Origin of the sequence: Peribacillus sp. S4 (assembly GCF_046715815.1) — a bacterium.
In the GTDB taxonomy this organism is placed as follows: domain Bacteria; phylum Bacillota; class Bacilli; order Bacillales; family DSM-1321; genus Peribacillus; species Peribacillus frigoritolerans.
Window position 1 is genome coordinate 2,024,929 of record NZ_CP175708.1, and the last position, 15,833, is coordinate 2,040,761.

At 38.2% G+C, this 15,833-nt stretch carries 16 protein-coding genes; 8 read left to right on the top strand and 8 right to left on the bottom strand.

The features are described from left to right. Positions 1–113 precede the first annotated feature (113 nt). Together ACJ9PY_RS09690 and ACJ9PY_RS09695 are read right to left on the bottom strand one after the other, a co-directional pair. Positions 114–668, bottom strand: coding sequence for an HPP family protein (locus tag ACJ9PY_RS09690; RefSeq protein WP_057276138.1), 555 nt, complete (start codon positions 666–668; stop codon positions 114–116). Positions 669–957: 289 nt separating this feature from the next. After that, positions 958–1,542, bottom strand: coding sequence for a CGNR zinc finger domain-containing protein (locus ACJ9PY_RS09695; RefSeq protein WP_063576662.1), 585 nt, complete (start codon positions 1,540–1,542; stop codon positions 958–960). Positions 1,543–1,920: 378 nt separating this feature from the next. On the opposite strand from ACJ9PY_RS09695, the gene treP reads away from it, so the two are divergent. The 3 genes from treP to treR all read left to right on the top strand — a co-directional run bounded on the left by treP (position 1,921) and on the right by treR (position 5,869). Then, positions 1,921–3,372 (top strand): PTS system trehalose-specific EIIBC component, encoded by a 1,452-nt coding sequence (gene treP / locus ACJ9PY_RS09700; protein ID WP_063576661.1) that lies wholly within the window; start codon positions 1,921–1,923, stop codon positions 3,370–3,372. 81 nt (positions 3,373–3,453) lie between these two features. Then, positions 3,454–5,124, top strand: a complete 1,671-nt coding sequence (gene treC, locus ACJ9PY_RS09705) for an alpha,alpha-phosphotrehalase (RefSeq protein ID WP_411739895.1) — start codon at positions 3,454–3,456, stop codon at positions 5,122–5,124. Between the two features lie 31 nt (positions 5,125–5,155). Next, positions 5,156–5,869 carry a trehalose operon repressor gene (gene treR, locus ACJ9PY_RS09710; RefSeq protein ID WP_411739896.1) on the top strand — a complete coding sequence of 238 codons (714 nt, stop codon included), beginning with the start codon at positions 5,156–5,158 and terminating at the stop codon, positions 5,867–5,869. A gap of 47 nt (positions 5,870–5,916) precedes the next feature. Here treR and ACJ9PY_RS09715 read toward each other — a convergent pair whose 3' ends face one another. Together ACJ9PY_RS09715 and ACJ9PY_RS09720 are read right to left on the bottom strand one after the other, a co-directional pair. Beyond that, the gene (locus ACJ9PY_RS09715) at positions 5,917–6,264 is read right to left on the bottom strand and encodes a DMT family transporter (protein ID WP_057276133.1); all 348 of its coding nucleotides are present in this window, start codon (positions 6,262–6,264) and stop codon (positions 5,917–5,919) included. Positions 6,265–6,289: 25 nt separating this feature from the next. Then, positions 6,290–6,619, bottom strand: coding sequence for a DMT family transporter (locus ACJ9PY_RS09720; protein WP_054396540.1), 330 nt, complete (start codon positions 6,617–6,619; stop codon positions 6,290–6,292). Positions 6,620–6,812: 193 nt separating this feature from the next. Here ACJ9PY_RS09720 and ACJ9PY_RS09725 point away from each other — a divergent pair, with 193 nt between their 5' ends. Next, the gene (locus tag ACJ9PY_RS09725) at positions 6,813–7,073 is read left to right on the top strand and encodes a hypothetical protein (protein ID WP_098864509.1); all 261 of its coding nucleotides are present in this window, start codon (positions 6,813–6,815) and stop codon (positions 7,071–7,073) included. A 449-nt stretch (positions 7,074–7,522) separates the two neighbouring features. Here ACJ9PY_RS09725 and ACJ9PY_RS09730 read toward each other — a convergent pair whose 3' ends face one another. Further along, positions 7,523–7,762 (bottom strand): hypothetical protein, encoded by a 240-nt coding sequence (locus ACJ9PY_RS09730; protein ID WP_411739897.1) that lies wholly within the window; start codon positions 7,760–7,762, stop codon positions 7,523–7,525. A 1,019-nt stretch (positions 7,763–8,781) separates the two neighbouring features. On the opposite strand from ACJ9PY_RS09730, the gene ACJ9PY_RS09735 reads away from it, so the two are divergent. Beyond that, on the top strand, positions 8,782–9,243 hold the full coding sequence (locus tag ACJ9PY_RS09735; protein WP_106027894.1) for a GNAT family N-acetyltransferase: 462 nt from the start codon (positions 8,782–8,784) through the stop codon (positions 9,241–9,243). Positions 9,244–9,306: 63 nt separating this feature from the next. Here ACJ9PY_RS09735 and ACJ9PY_RS09740 read toward each other — a convergent pair whose 3' ends face one another. Continuing rightward, the gene (locus ACJ9PY_RS09740; protein ID WP_411740257.1) at positions 9,307–9,726 is read right to left on the bottom strand and encodes a CotD family spore coat protein; all 420 of its coding nucleotides are present in this window, start codon (positions 9,724–9,726) and stop codon (positions 9,307–9,309) included. A 27-nt stretch (positions 9,727–9,753) separates the two neighbouring features. After that, positions 9,754–10,668, bottom strand: coding sequence for an aminoglycoside phosphotransferase family protein (locus tag ACJ9PY_RS09745; protein ID WP_268937567.1), 915 nt, complete (start codon positions 10,666–10,668; stop codon positions 9,754–9,756). Between the two features lie 528 nt (positions 10,669–11,196). Between ACJ9PY_RS09745 and ACJ9PY_RS09750 the strand changes: the two genes are divergently transcribed. Further along, positions 11,197–11,886, top strand: a complete 690-nt coding sequence (locus tag ACJ9PY_RS09750) for an N-acetylmuramoyl-L-alanine amidase (protein ID WP_411739898.1) — start codon at positions 11,197–11,199, stop codon at positions 11,884–11,886. A 356-nt stretch (positions 11,887–12,242) separates the two neighbouring features. Here ACJ9PY_RS09750 and ACJ9PY_RS09755 read toward each other — a convergent pair whose 3' ends face one another. Next, entirely contained in the window at positions 12,243–12,881 is a 639-nt protein-coding gene (locus ACJ9PY_RS09755; RefSeq protein WP_187049242.1) for a LexA family protein, read from the bottom strand. Between the two features lie 134 nt (positions 12,882–13,015). Here ACJ9PY_RS09755 and ACJ9PY_RS09760 point away from each other — a divergent pair, with 134 nt between their 5' ends. Both ACJ9PY_RS09760 and ACJ9PY_RS09765 read left to right on the top strand, forming a co-directional pair. Continuing rightward, positions 13,016–13,240, top strand: a complete 225-nt coding sequence (locus tag ACJ9PY_RS09760) for a helix-turn-helix transcriptional regulator (protein WP_034312951.1) — start codon at positions 13,016–13,018, stop codon at positions 13,238–13,240. 731 nt (positions 13,241–13,971) lie between these two features. Beyond that, entirely contained in the window at positions 13,972–15,504 is a 1,533-nt protein-coding gene (locus ACJ9PY_RS09765) for an esterase/lipase family protein (RefSeq protein ID WP_411740258.1), read from the top strand. Positions 15,505–15,833: the final 329 nt, after the last annotated feature.

Below are 15,833 nucleotides of genomic sequence, written 5' to 3' on the forward strand. Positions count from 1 at the left end.
ACAGGAATACAGCAATTAAGGTTGACAAAAACGAGGAGTCTGAGCGTTCCTCGTTTATTATTTCATGATAGTGAAACATTGAAAAATTATGCTTTATCCACATTAAAAAGCAATCAAATCCAAAAGGTTGGATAGCTCCGATTGCTGCGCAAATTATTAATTAACAATGCCAGTAAAACGATTATCACGGCACCAGTTAAAACAGGAGTAAATAAATAACTCCAGCCATACTGGCCAAGCATGATTACAAGCGGGTCTGCTCCAGCTGGCGGGTGCGTCGTTTTTGTCAGCATCATCACCGCAATTGCTAATCCGACAGCCAAGCCGATTGCCCAAGGTTCATCGCCAAAAAAATGATAGGAAGCTAAACCTACGAATGTTGAAATAAAATGACCGCCTATAATATTACGCGGTTGTGATAATGGTGCATTCCACAGACCGAACGCCAGCACACAGCTGGCACCAAATGGAGCCATTAACCACACTGCTGATGTTATTTTTGTTAAAAGAATTAAGGCGAATATAGTTAAAAATCCCCCAATCAACCCCGTTATTGCGTCCTTTACATTTATTTGTAAAGGGCTTCTTCCTTTTCCCTTCATCTTCGATAAATAATGAATATGAAATAAGCGTTTTTCATTATGCCTCGCGGCTGAAATACGGTCCAAAGTGAACCCTCCTTTTTTATATAATTAGACTTTACATGAAATGGACTAACCCGTCAAAATAATTTTTAGTGGTTAGTTTAAAAATCCAAAAATAGCAAAAAAAGCCAACTTAGTGTGTTGACAAGAGGAGGTTCAGAATAGTTTCAACCCGAATCATTTTACTGTTTTATGAAATCCTAAATGGATGTGAAGAAATTAACTGGAATCGTTTTATAATGAATAAACTGCAGGCAACAAGCTTACTTCAAAATTTGTTTACATTCTGACAAACTTAATAAGGTGTGTATCTTCATTCATCATCAGATTTCCGGTGTTGAAATCTGGCTACCTTTTTCCTATTCCCGCATATTTTCATTGAACACCATTTGCGTCTTCCGCTTTCATCGATAAATAACAGGACGCAATCATCATTCGAGCATCGCTTTAATGATGACAGCTTATTTTTTTCAATTAAAGTTAATGAGTCGAAGGCAATATAAGATTGCAGGATACCTTCCGCTTCTCCAACAGGTATGGGAACCAGTTTTTGATCACTTAATTTATATGTGAAAGGCGATTTTTCGATTTTTTTTTCCAAATAGGCGATAAACCCATCAGGAATCGAATTCCCATCTGCTATTAATTCAAATTGTTTTCTTAAAATAGTACGCATTTCTAGAATGCTTGCAAATACTCGTTGAATTCTCTCTTTAATTATTGGGGATAACTGATTATCCAAATATGAGTTATTCCCTTTTATTACAGTAAGCCAGTCCAGCATATCCCGTTCTGATAGTATTAAGTCTTGCCGTTGGCCACGACTGACCAGTTCCGTATTCACTAAATCCAGAGAAAGATTCCCTGATATAAGTGGAAATTTATTAGTTTCAGACATAAGTTCATCTCCCATTTCCCTGCTAAATTCTAACCATTAAAATATAAATTGAGAGGTTATATCTTCATTATACCTTATTTCTGAATTTTTCAGCTACTCGTCTAAAATCACGGGATAATATGAATGCTATCAAAATCCAAATGTGCAAGAACAGAATCGTAAATGAAAGTCCATGATAATCAATTCTTTTAAAGTGGGGGAAAAGTGCAAGAACAGAATCGTAAATGAAAGTCCATGATAATCAATTCTTTTAAAGTGGGGGAAAAAGTTCTTGACATATCCTGTACGTACAGGATAATATGAAAGCGTATACAGAACCTATACGTACAGGTTATAAAAACAACTATATTTTGCTTTCTAGGGAAAGGAAGTAGTGAAATGGGTAAATACACAGAACCAGCAACGGATTTGCTCCAACATGTCGGAGGGAAAGAAAATATTGCGACGGTTACGCATTGTGCAACAAGAATGCGTTTTGCGTTGAAAGATCCCGCCAAGGCGGATGTAACGAATATCGAATCGATTAAGCTTGTGAAAGGAACTTTTACACAAGCTGGCCAGTTTCAGGTCATAATCGGGAACGAAGTATCATCGTTTTATAATGAATTCGTTTCCATAGCTGGACTTCAGGAAGCGTCAAAAGAAGATGTGAAAAATGCAGCAAAACAGAATATGAGCTGGCTGCAGCGTATGATTGCTCATCTTGCGGATATTTTCACCCCGCTGATTCCTGCCATAGTCGTTGGCGGACTCATTCTTGGATTCCGCAATATCATCGGGGATATTAAAATGTTCGATGACAGCACAAAGACCCTTGTGGATATTTCACAATTTTGGGGAGGGGTACACGCCTTCCTTTGGCTTATAGGTGAAGCTATTTTTCATTTTCTTCCTGTTGGGATTACATGGTCGATCTCGAAGAAAATGGGCACGACTCAAATTCTCGGCATCGTCCTTGGTTTGACCCTGGTTTCCCCACAGCTTCTTAATGCATATGCAGTGGCAAACACAAAGGCAAGTGATATACCTTTTTGGGATTTCGGTTTTGCCCATGTCGATATGATCGGCTACCAGGCTCAAGTCATACCAGCGATACTTGCAGGGTTCGTCTTGGCGTATTTAGAACGGTTCTTGAGAGATAAAGTGCACAATTCCATTTCCATGATCGTCGTTCCATTTTTCGCGTTACTTCCAACTGTAATCATTGCCCATACCATTCTGGGGCCTATAGGCTGGAAAATCGGTTCTGTCATTTCTACGATTGTATATTCCGGATTGACTTCATCAGTTGGCTGGCTATTTGCTGCCGTTTTCGGCTTTGCCTATGCACCGCTTGTCATCACAGGCCTGCATCACATGACAAACGCAATCGATCTTCAGCTTATGAGTGAACTTGGCGGTACGAACCTATGGCCGATGATCGCGTTATCCAATATTGCACAAGGTACGGCAGTGCTAGCAATGATTTACATCAACAGAAAGGACCAGGAGGAGAGACAGGTTTCCATACCTGCCACGATTTCTTGTTATCTCGGTGTAACCGAGCCAGCCATGTTCGGCATTAACTTGAAATACGGCTTTCCGTTCTTAGCCGGTATGATCGGTTCACTTTTCGCAGGCATCGTTTCAGTCGGATCTGGAGTAATGGCAAACTCAATCGGTGTTGGAGGGATTCCAGGTATCCTATCCATCCAGCCGCAGCATATGGGAATGTTTGCACTCGCGATGCTGGTTGCTTTCGTTGTGCCATTCATTTTGACTATAGCATTCTCCAAACGTCCTAATATGAACTTGAAAACTAGAACGAAAACAACGAAATTAAATGCTTGATAACGCGGAGGGAGAAGCATTCTCCCTCTTTTTTACGATACTTACGAAAGATACATCGGGGATCGAAGAGGAGGAATTACAATGAAGGATTTTAAAAAAAGTACCATCTATCAAATTTATCCGAAATCATTTAAGGATTCGAACGGTGACGGCATCGGGGACATAAATGGTGTTATTGAAAAACTTGATTATCTGAATAAACTGGGAGTGGATTATATTTGGCTCACCCCTTTTTATCGTTCACCGCAAAATGATAATGGATATGATGTAGCCGATTATACATCCATTGATCCTGTTTTTGGGACGATGGATGATTTCGAAAGATTGGTGAAAGAGGCGAATTCGCGGGATATCCAAATCATGTTGGATATGGTATTCAACCATACATCAACAGAGCATGAATGGTTCCAAAAAGCATTGGCTGGAGATAAAGAATATAAGGACTATTATATTTTCAAGAAATCGAAAGATGGAGAGCCCCCTACGAATTGGATTTCGAAATTCGGAGGTCCTGCATGGGAATATGTAGCGGAACATGATGAATACTACCTCCATTTGTTCGATCGAACACAAGCTGACCTTAATTGGGAAAATCCCAGAGTGAGGCAGGAAATCTTTAATGTAGTAAACTTCTGGCTGGATAAAGGTGTCAAAGGATTCCGTTTGGACGTCATCAATCTTATTTCGAAACCTGACATCTATGAAAATGACAAAGATGGAGATGGCCGATGTTTTTATACAGACGGTCCCAAGATTCATCAATTCCTCAAAGAAATGAATGAAGAAACTTTCGGGAAGGATGAAGAGGTGCTGACAGTAGGGGAAATGTCATCGACGACCATTAACCATTGCATCAAATATTCAGCTCCAGTTGAAAAGGAGCTGTCCATGGTATTCAGTTTCCATCATCTAAAGGTGGATTATAAGGATGGGGAAAAGTGGTCACTTGCAGATTTTGACTTCAGTCAGTTAAAGGAGATACTAAGCAGCTGGCAATATGGGATGCAAGAAGGAAATGGATGGAATGCCCTGTTCTGGTGCAACCATGACCAGCCGAGGATTGTAACCAGGTTCGGGAATGATCAAGAGTATCATAACGAATCTGCCAAGATGCTGGCAACAGCCATTCATATGCTTAGGGGAACCCCTTATATTTATCAAGGGGAGGAAATAGGGATGACCAACCCGAAGTTCAATGATATTGGACAATACCGGGATGTGGAATCGATTAATTATTATAATATTTTAAAAGAGGCAGGCAAGGATGAAAAGGAAATAATTGAAATCCTTCAAGCTAAGTCCCGTGATAACTCGCGAACTCCCATGCAATGGGAAGATACGGAGCATGCAGGCTTTACAAAAGGGACTCCATGGATTGCGGTGCCTGATCATGCTAAAAACATCAACGCTGAACACGCACTGATGGATCAGGATTCCATTTTTCATCATTACCAAAAACTTATATTCTTACGCAAGAAACATGATATCATTGCATATGGGGACTATCAGGAAATTCTTGGCGACCATGACGCTTTGTTCGCTTATATACGCAGTTATGAAAACGAGAAACTTTTGGTCATCAATAACTTTTATGCAAAAGAAGCGTCCTTCGAAATACCAAATGATATCGACCTATCCGGGTACAACTCAGAGCTCCTGCTCTCAAACTATATCGATTCGAAAGAACTTGCAGGTGATTTTATCCTCCGTCCCTATGAATCGGTTGTCTATTTGTTGAAAAAGGACGAGTAGCAGACTAAGAAAAATATATTGTGGTGATGAAATGAACAGCAAATATCTATCGCTATATGGTGATATCGTTTCAAAAATTGAAGAAGGAACCTTTCCGACAAATTCAAAGCTTCCTTCCGAAAGCAGCTTCATGGAAGAGTATGACATATCCAGGGATACTGTGAGAAAGTCCCTACAGTTGCTTGAACAAAATGGATATATCCATAAAATCAAAGGCAAGGGTTCATTTGTCTTGGACTTCAGCAAATTTAATTTTCCTGTAGCAGGGTTGATTTCCTATAAAGAAATGGTGGAAAAGTTGAATTTGCATTCCAAAACGATCATTCATAAGTTGGAGCTTGAGACCCCCGACTCAAATATGGCCAAGCTTCTAGACTTAACTGATGATGGTAAAGTATGGAAGGTTTCCCGGATTCGGCAAATCAATGGGAAGAAAATCATCCTGGACAAAGACTATTTCAAAAGCGAGTTCGTAAGCAACCTGTCAAAGGAAATTTGTGAGGATTCGATTTATGGATATATCGAAAAGGAACTTGGGCTCCAGATTGGTTTTTCAAATAAGGAAATTACCGTGGAGCCATGCAGTGAAGAAGATAAACAATTATTGGACATTGAAGACTTCGATATGGTGGCAGTTGTGAAAAGTACGGTCCATTTAATCGATGGAAGCTTGTTTCAGTATAGCGAATCCAGGCATAGACCCGATAAATTCAAGTTCACGGACTTTGCACGGAGAACTTGGTGAAGTCTACTGATATTTTTGAATGAGCGGGGAGAGGAGGAGAGTCAAACTTAGTTTGATTCTCCTTCCGCTTGTTTGGAGGTATGGGAAGCATTTAGTAAAACCACTCCGCCAATTATTAATACTAAGCCGCCTAAAGTAGTGATACTGAATGGCTCATTCCATAAAAGCACGCCTATCAATGCTGTTAAAGCTGTGCCTATTCCTGACCAAATGGCGTAAGCTAAGCTTAACGGAATTGTTTTAAGACATACAGATAAACTATAGAATGCTATACCAAATCCTATCATAACCCCAAATGTAGCGGATAAATGAGTGAAGCCTTCAGACAGCTTAAGCATGGTCGTACCAAATACTTCGCTTATGATAGAAATTCCTAAAGCTATGTATCCTTTCATATTGTTACCTCCGATTATTAAATTGTTAAGAAGTGCCTTCACTAGAGAGTTTCAATACAACCACTCCGCCAATGATCAGGACTAAACCTAAAAATTTTTTCAGGTTAAAGCTTTCTTTATAAACGATAACTCCCACTAAAGCAGTTAAAGCTGTGCCTATTCCCGACCAAATGGCATAAGCCGTTCCAAGCGGGATGGTTATTAAAGATAACGATAGGCAATAAAAAGCCAAACCCATCCCAATAACCACACCAATGGAAGGGAATAACCTTTTAAACCCGTTTGATACTTTTAACATCGAACTGCCAAACACCTCACTTAGGATGGCAATTGCCAAAAATGCATAAGGATTCAAGATGAACTCCTCCTATATATATATTACTTACTATTTTTCAATCTCTTCCCCCAAGAATCTTAACATCTAAAGGATTCATATTAAACCCATACCACCTATATTCAGTTACATATTTTCTGTCATGGCAGAAAATTTCCAGTTACGCTCATTATAAGACTGAAAGTGATACAATAAGCCGCCCCCTCCGACCGAAATCCTTGATAATAGTAAGTTAAGGATATCTTCTAATTCATCGGAATTAGGGAAAATAGAAGAAACGCAAAGCATCAAGTCAATCAGAGGTGAGGCGGGGGGAAGTGTATCACTTGATGGAAGTTTTTTATTGGATGCCTTAAAAGCGATAAAAGAAAACGAGGTAAAGCTAAGTTTTGGCGGTCCAATGAGACCTGTCTTAATCGAGCCAAGCGAAAATTCCTCCTATCGTCATCTTATATCACCAGTGAGAACATACTGAGGAACAAAGCCTAAGAAACGAATAACGGGGGGAACGGCAACAGCCTATTACTTCAGGTGGAAGATATGGTAACAGTCAATCACCAAGAAAAAGAGATCCAGTAAAATCTGGACCCATTATATTCATAGAGATAGAAAAAAGGTCTTCATTCTTGGTGTAAGGCCGGCACTTGATTTCGAAGGTAAAGGTAGAACCTTTCATCTAGCCAGATACATCCGTCCATCAATTGAATGGAAAAACCAGTCGACAGTCTGAAGAACCTCTGTAAAGACATGGTTTATTTTAAGATATACCTCGATAGAATATATAATATTCATGTGATCCACCAATAGCAAAATACTCACTATTGGTTTGTTAGTAGGGTGTATTTCTCCTATGTCCAGTTAGGAACGCTCCAAGAAGGAAACCTTGACCGCCAATTGTTTTTCCTATAAACGGGGAGGTTTCACTTATTGGCGCAAGAAGTGGAATTGTACATCCAAAAATTTCATATACGATGGCAATAATTCTTTTCCTTTTAGATCTTGAGATAGAGAAGGATCTACTGCTAAACGCAAGTAGGGATCAAGCTGAAGTTTTCCCGGAAGCAGTTGCGCTTCACGTGTTTTTTTCAGTGTCCCCAGTTGATCTAAAGTAATCATTTCAAGTTGATCTCGCTGAATAGAATCATGTATAGAAAGCATACTCATTAATACTTCTATTTTAAAACAAAAATGAATCTAGGAAAAAGTGTTCTATCAAGGTAAGACAAAGTTGATTGGAGCGGGTGTTCGAGACTCCTGCTTAGAAAAGCGCGTCTAGGGGAGACCCCGCAGGCGAAAGCCGAGGAGGCTCCCCGACCGCCCGCGGGAGCGAGTGCCCTACGTTCCAATCAACGTCCAAATTGTAAAAGCCATAAAAATAGACAAACTCGATTTTCATCGAGTTTGTCCACAATCTGAAGGGATTTTCTGTATGAAGATTTTTACCACTTATTCAACTAAAGACCCTTAAATCAAAGCTTAACAAAAGTCTTTGGTTAATCCGGCATGATAATATGGCTCCGTTTTAAGGTATACCCAACTGTGAAAAAATCAACGGAATATCATCCATATTGGTGTTTAAACAATATTCCCAAGTGCGAAATAGGTAACCACTTTTAGAGTGTACTAGCACCATTCATAACACGTATTTCGAATGTACAAAATCAAACCGTGCAGGAAGGAAAGGGTCACGCTTTAAGTTGTAAAGCTCATGATCCTTATCCGCTTTCAAGAAGGAAGGATCGTGTTTTATCGTGCTTGAACTCACATATTCAACTATTACATATGCAAGGACATTTAGAAGACTTTCTCCGTAATATTTTTTTCGCTCATAACCGTTTCCGATACCTTTTTCATTTGGCTGACGTTATCCTATGAAAATAGGATTCCTTATAGTAAGTACAATTCATAGATTGCCTTAAGAAAGCCAGCGGCAGACAAGTTTGGCTTTCGGATAAGCCATAAGCGTTTCATCAGAAGCTCTATCTGCTTTAATAAGATTAATGTTCCTTCATTTAGGCAAGTTCTCTAAGATCCATAGCCAGCAGCTTGTGGTGGCGAAGCGATTGAAATATGGACCTGATTTTTTTGCCTTCCTGAACTAACTTTTCAAATAGTGGCTAGGATTGTTTTTGGAATGTGGACGTTGCTTGATTGTAATATAGTATAGGCAGGGGGGGATAATTATGTATGTAAGTCAATCCAGGGATCATGAAGTAATTGCAAAATTAAATCGAAATGTTCACAATCTGCATGCAAAACTATATCCTAAGTATTTTAAGGAATATAATTATAATGCAATGAAAGAAACTTTTAAAAATTTGGTTGAAAATGATAATTTTGTTTTTCTAGTTTTAAAAGATCATGAAGTGCCAATTGGTTACGCATGGATTGAAATTAAAAACTATCCTGAAAGTGTTTTTAAAAATGAGTATAAATCAGTATATGTGCATCAGCTTAGTATCATTGAAGGTCAAACCCATAAAGGTTACGGTAAAAAACTAATGAATGAGGTCTATGATATTGCTAAAAAGAATGATATAGATTTAATAGAACTGGATTATTGGTTTGAAAACATGGCAGCAAAAGAGTTTTATAAGAAACAAAATTTTAAAAAGTATAGGGAGTTTGCATTCAGACAGTTGTAAATCCTTTGTAACTCAATGAGTTTGAAGGAATTAATAAAAAACCCCGATTCGGGGTTTTTTTAATTAATATCTTAACATTCTCCTCGAATAACTGGGGGGTTGAGGTACTCCACAAACAAAACTTTGTGAATAACACTCTTTTACGATACTTCGGGTATGCGGTATATAGGTGTTGAAGTGTTTATTCACGGTTGTTGTATGTGTCGGGTGAAAAACCGGAATAACAGTGTTAATGACATTGGTTTTAACATATTGCTTGGTCGGGGAGGTTTGAGATGGATTATATTGAGTGGGCATTCTGTGAGGTGGGCAATATTGTGGTCGACATTGACCGCCTTTCGGATGCCCCCAGGGCTTATTATACATGTAAACACCTCCTGGGGTTTTTTTGAAAGTCATTATTAGTTTATGAAAATAAATGATAAAGGGACTGGTATAAATGCCTTTATCAAAAATTACGGGCATATCAGATCCTTCAATCATTTTCAAAAAAAATGAATAAACATTAATTTACCGCATTCGGTTAATCGCTTCACAAACAAATGACTTGTGTCTTTTCCGCCAGATATTTTCCTTGCTTTTTTCCAAGCCCCATTCGGGAAATGTAGATAACCGCAATGCGGCAAATAATTGCCAGAAGGGTAGGTTTGTAAAATTCACCTCTGGCATCATGGATTTATATCGATTGGTGAAGTCATTCATCGCTTGCATTCCAAAATGATATAAAATTTCGAGTTGACTATTGGCAAGATCAGTCAAAGGGTCCCCTAAACCAGAGTCTTCCCAATCAATTATGGAAACTAGTGTATCCTCTTTCCATAATATATTTCCTGGCCAATAATCACCATGAAGAATCACTTCCTTATTCATGGAGGGTAGCGGCATGGAGGATTTCAGCAAATCTCTAATCAAGCTCAAATTTAATGTTTCGTCCAGGATTACCCTATCTTTATTATTTAACATCTCGACATATGTATTTTCCAGTTTAGGCATGAATGATAAAGATAGATCTGCACAATTAACACGATGGATTTTTGCTAGATTGATTGCCAATTGCAAGATATGATCATTAAGATTTGAGGGGGTGAATTCTGACTTACCCTCAATAAACTCGATAAGTATGCATGGCTTGGAAAATATCTCGCAGGATTGCTCAAAGTAATAGGGCATTGGTACAGGCAAACAGGCAGCTTTCAATATCCCTAAGAGCTTGTGTTCAAATGAAGCAATATTTGGATTCCGTTTCAAGTCATTATCACCATGCTGACGAACGATCATTTTTACGATCCGCCCTGACGATTGTAATATTTCCAGTCCTGTCACATTTGCAGAAATTCCGCCCATTAATTCCCATGCGCGAATTAGCTTGTTTCCTTGATCCAACTTTTTAACTAATTGTTCAAACTTATCATATTCATTTATCATACAATCTCTCCTTTTAGAATCCCTACAATGTTTAGGAATGAAAGTTCACATGATCATTTTCTATAGCTTTCGTAAAAAATTCAAAGATTCCATTTAGCAATTTTTATAAATGAAACCAATAGCTTGTCACACACAATTAATCTAAACAAAGTGGGGTGTGCTGACATTGAAAAATAGAAAAGTATAAGGCGGAAACTACGAAAGGGACGCTACAATATAATATTAGTGGAAACAGCAAACCAAAAACCGATAAATTTGTGTTAATGTTGACTTTTTTAATATCCCTCAATCTTCTTGTTCCTTAGATTATAGATGGCTTATTCTCCAAAAATTCCAAATGCGAAAGTAAAAAAATAGAGAAAGTCTTTTTCAAAGAATTCCCCACCATTGGGCGAATGACATCATATAATGCCACTTCACCTTTAGGGGGTGTTTTTTTTTTTGAGAACGGCAGAATTTCTTTAATCCGATAGTTATGTGTACAAGCATTTGTTAATACGTAACATAAGATTAATAGAGGTGATAGAAATGGTGAAAGTATTTATTGATCCCGGCCATGGCGGTACGGATTCAGGATCGGTCGGAAATGGATTGAGAGAAAAGGATTTAACTTTAAACATTGCAACCCGAATTAAAGACATCTTATTGATAGAATATAATAACGTTTCTGTGAAAATGAGCAGGACCCAAGATACCTTCCCCACCTTAAACGATCGTACGAATGCAGCGAACGCGTGGGGAGCTGACTTTTTTTTCTCCATCCACATTAATGCAGGCGGCGGAACCGGGTACGAGGATTACATTTATACGTCTACTAACCAGATAACGAAAGAGTATCAAGATCATATTCATTCAGAGGTCATGAAGCTTATCAACATCCAGGACAGAGGACAAAAAACAGGAGATTTACATGTACTCCGTGAAACGGAAATGCCTGCACTCCTGACTGAAAATGGATTTATCGATAATGTAAATGACGCAGCAAAGTTGAAAACGTCATCCTTTATCGAATCACTGGCTCGAGGACATGTAAACGGTTTAGTTAAATGCTTCAATCTAACTAAGAAAAGTACAGCTGTATACCACACTGTCGTTAGTGGGGATACAGTATATTCCTTAAGCAATTCTTATGGCAGTACGGTTCAGCAAATTAAAGATTGGAACGGTCTTGACAGTCAGTACACCATTACGGTTAACCAGAAACTGCGGGTGAAATGAATAATTAATAATTATTTATACCTTCCAGAAGCACTCCACACAGTAAGCTCTTCTCAAAAAGAGAGGGGCCTTTTTGATTCAGGAATATACATGTAATGAAAAACTCTACATTCTGCCGTCCTGATTCGGTCCTTCCGTATGTAAGGTATGCCTTTTTTTTATGGGCTGACACAAATTTAAATGGATTTTATGTAAAGACAAATAAAAAGACAATACTAAAAAGCACAAACCATGATGGCTTGTACCTAAAATGCAGCAGCAATTAAGTTGATAAACTGAAAGAATTGAATCTATGTATGGCTGCTCATTATTCATTTATTTTACTTTCTTCCCGTAATAAACCCTCGAGTTGGATATTAGTCGTATATTTTAATGGCTTGAACCACTTTTCCTAAAATACGGACTCTATCATTTTTTATGTTATAGGTTTTTTCTTCATAAAAAGGATCCGTGCTGCAGGGAGTGAGTATGATGTTTTCTTCATTGATTCTCACTTTTTTGACCGTAGCATCGTGTCCATTTACCAAGACCACTCCAATTTTCCCGTTATCAAGGTAGGTGGTTTTTTCAACGAGAATCAATGATCCGTCTCTGAATTCTTTATTCATGCTATTGCCATTCACTCTAAGGAAAAAATATTCTTTATCCGATTTAAGCATCGAATTTAATGCCGGCATATACGCTTCTATATATTCGTTGGTGAAATTAGGCTCTCCAGCTGGGATATTTCCGTAGACACCAATTAATCTTACATTTTTTTCATTTAGGAATTCCATTCCAGGATTATTTCTAACGATAGGCGCTCCTTCAATGAGGTGGGATAGCGGTATTTCAAAACAAGTGGACATCATGCTCAATTTATCCATTAAAGGTTTATTCCGTCCGGATTCCCAAGCTGATACTGCCGTAGGAGCTACTTTTAATACTTTTGCCAAATCTTCTTGTGTCATTTTTCTTTCTTTTCTTAACATTTTAATCCGTTCACCAATGTGCATATTTCTTCACCTCTTACTTGAATATACACTATGAGTGAAAGTGAGTAAACGAAAAGTGCGTGAATTTTGCGAAAAAATGTTGGTAACTATACTTCAAGTGTGATATTATTTTTTTAGATAGGGGGTGACAAGATATGACAAGCGTTAAGTTCACACTTAAACAAGCCAGGAAGTATAAAGGATTAACTCAAGATGAAATGGCTAAAGTGCTGAAGATGGCCAAGAGGACTTACATTGACTATGAGCAATATAAGATTCCTTTGCGAATCGATAAGGCTTATTTATTTGCTGAATGTGTAGGATTCTCGATTGACGATATCATTTTTTTTGACCCTGACCTACACTTTAAATGTAGTTAAAACTTCAATTGAACCAGCATTTCCTCAACAGAGTGGCCATTTGAATCCATACAATCCTGACTTCCATAGGACAAGATTCAAGTAACGATGGAAAGGGGGAACAAAGAGGAAAGGGAAAATAATTCTTTTGAAGTTGCATAGGAGCTGCTGACATTAGAACATTTGTAAAATACGTGTATGGAGTTAAAGGTGTACAAATCCAATCTTCTTGTGCAAATATACGATTGTTACTGAGATTCCAATAATGACAGCCAATTGCCGTTAAAGAAAATTATTTACTTAATGTTTAGGGCGGACTTCTGAACACCATGAATAGGAGCAAATGGACAATGGCAAATTCGAAGGAAAAGTTAATCTGGATGAACAAGCCCTTATCCTATGCAGGATAAGGGCTTGTTCTCTATTTTCGTGAATTGGCAGCATTCCGTTTTCTCCAAAGCACGTCTTCATAAAATGAAAAAGACACATACATAAATGAATGGAAGTCAAATCTTCATACTTTTTCTCTATTATAAATGAAACTTCTTCTAGTTTTTTTCTCCCATCTTTATGAAGATAGCAGGTAATGGTATGCAAAAGTACAATTATATACTAATGAAGGCTATGGAAGCTGGGCATTGGTAATTGGATGAGTTCAAAAAAATTCCAGATGATATTGGAGGAGATAACCCTTGAAAAGGAATGTAATCAATTATGTCGTTTTTCTTGTCCTCATTCTAACCATATTATTTATGGCAAAGCCAGACATTTCCTCAGCAGGAAAATTGAAACCGCCCTCCGAAACTTTCAGTCCAGGGGATTGGTTTCTTGGAAGTATTCCTCCCAATCTTGATACAAACAAACCACCTATCGTGTTTGTTCAAGGGAAAAACGGCAGTTCAACCAGCTGGTATGGCGAAACGGATTATCATGGTGTCAATGATATGTATACCAAAGCGTATGAAGCTGGCTACCAAACGGTTTTTGTTCAGCTTCATGATTCAGCTGGAAATGGGTCAGTGAGCCAATATGCCAATGGAAGGCTTTTAGCTCAAATGCTTTCAGAAATCAGTAACCATTTCGGGGGCAAAAAAGTAAATATTATAGCTCACAGCAAAGGGGGCCCAGACACCCAAGCGGCTCTAGTCCACTATGGAGCACACCAATATGTTGGAAGGGTGATCACTTTAGCTTCCCCACATCATGGTTCGCACTTAGCTGATTTGGCTTATAGCTGGTATGCGGGCTGGCTTGGTTCCTTATTAGGTCAAAAAGATGAGGGAACTTATTCTTTACAAGTTGGTAAAATGGCTGAATTTCGTTCTGTCACGGATAACCATATCAACTCTCGTAAAAACTTGTATTTCACTGTGGCAGGTATGAACAGAGGCCCGGTACTATCAGCCTTATCAATGGGGGGACAATATTTATCATCATATGGGGAAAATGATGGACTGGTGAATGTATGGAGTACAAAAATACCCTATGCAACACATTTATTTACGGATCCCAACTTTGATCACGACAATATTCGAGTTGGCTCAGCTGTATTTTCAAGAATTGAACCCTATTTAAAAAGCACATCCACCGCTGGAATTCCTGCATATCATGTCAATTATAAAGAACGAGTTGAAGATGATATCATTACAACCGCACTCGCTCAAACCGTTCTGGGTGATGTCCTGAAACAAAATGCCTGGGTCGAACAAAGCTTCCATGTAAATGAAGCTGCCCCAGGTAATATAAGCATATATACAGCCTCAAATGATGTCGAGGTTGAATTGATTTCTCCATCCAATAAAAAGTATTCACCTTCCTTAAAGGTTCATTCAGCCAAAAATGAAACTTCCTTTTTTAATGGTGCAACCATCCAATCATTCTACAGAAATAACCTTGAAATTGGTGACTGGAAAGTACGAATGAAGACTAAATCGCCAAAAGACGCCTTCCTGTTCACAGCACAATTTAACGAAAAGAATCCCATTACATTAAGTATGGCCGGTAAAGTTAAGCAAAAAGATGCAAAATTTTTAATAAAGAATCCAATGAATGATAAAAAAAGACCAATCAGTACAACATTTTTGGTTCATCTGATAGATGAAACCGGTAATGAAATTAGTGAAAAAAACTCAATTAAGGCAATGGATACTGAAAATTTTACTGGCACCCTTCCAGAAGTACCTAAGTCAGGTGTTTATAATGTAACAATAGATGTTAAGGAAAAAAATGTGGATGGTACTGAAAGAACCCGGACGCTGATTCGTTCGGTCTATATTGAGAAATAACGAAATGCCTTCTCTTAGTTGAGGAGGCATTATTTTGATGGTAGGGGTAACTAGGGAAATGGTAATTCAGCCAATGGAAACAGCCAGGTCGTAATTACTTATTGAAGTATTAATTCAACGGGTCTCTGATGGATATGGTTGGAAGTTTGTTATAGGGGGAAAATAAATATATGTATTTTTTTCCCTGCACTTGCAAATGCTTGTCAACAAGTGCAGATTCAACAGTGGAATGACTTGGTCGATCTAAACCTTATTAAAGTGGGGATTTTAAATCCTCTTTTTTTTATTTCAATGAGCTTTTTTCCAAAGTACATATTACCAGAAAGGCG

What these genes read in the sequence shown, in the direction of transcription:
- ACJ9PY_RS09695 (WP_063576662.1), bottom strand. Translation starts at nt 1,542, where the DNA reads ATGTCTGAAACTAATAAATTTCCACTTATATCAGGGAATCTTTCTCTG.
- treC (WP_411739895.1), top strand. Translation starts at nt 3,454, where the DNA reads ATGAAGGATTTTAAAAAAAGTACCATCTATCAAATTTATCCGAAATCA.
- ACJ9PY_RS09740 (WP_411740257.1), bottom strand. Translation starts at nt 9,726, where the DNA reads ATGATTGAAGGATCTGATATGCCCGTAATTTTTGATAAAGGCATTTAT.
- ACJ9PY_RS09730 (WP_411739897.1), bottom strand. Translation starts at nt 7,762, where the DNA reads ATGAGTATGCTTTCTATACATGATTCTATTCAGCGAGATCAACTTGAA.
- ACJ9PY_RS09735 (WP_106027894.1), top strand. Translation starts at nt 8,782, where the DNA reads ATGTATGTAAGTCAATCCAGGGATCATGAAGTAATTGCAAAATTAAAT.
- ACJ9PY_RS09750 (WP_411739898.1), top strand. Translation starts at nt 11,197, where the DNA reads ATGGTGAAAGTATTTATTGATCCCGGCCATGGCGGTACGGATTCAGGA.
- ACJ9PY_RS09765 (WP_411740258.1), top strand. Translation starts at nt 13,972, where the DNA reads ATGGCAAAGCCAGACATTTCCTCAGCAGGAAAATTGAAACCGCCCTCC.
- ACJ9PY_RS09760 (WP_034312951.1), top strand. Translation starts at nt 13,016, where the DNA reads ATGACAAGCGTTAAGTTCACACTTAAACAAGCCAGGAAGTATAAAGGA.
- treR (WP_411739896.1), top strand. Translation starts at nt 5,156, where the DNA reads ATGAACAGCAAATATCTATCGCTATATGGTGATATCGTTTCAAAAATT.
- ACJ9PY_RS09715 (WP_057276133.1), bottom strand. Translation starts at nt 6,264, where the DNA reads ATGAAAGGATACATAGCTTTAGGAATTTCTATCATAAGCGAAGTATTT.
- ACJ9PY_RS09745 (WP_268937567.1), bottom strand. Translation starts at nt 10,668, where the DNA reads ATGATAAATGAATATGATAAGTTTGAACAATTAGTTAAAAAGTTGGAT.
- ACJ9PY_RS09755 (WP_187049242.1), bottom strand. Translation starts at nt 12,881, where the DNA reads ATGCACATTGGTGAACGGATTAAAATGTTAAGAAAAGAAAGAAAAATG.
- treP (WP_063576661.1), top strand. Translation starts at nt 1,921, where the DNA reads ATGGGTAAATACACAGAACCAGCAACGGATTTGCTCCAACATGTCGGA.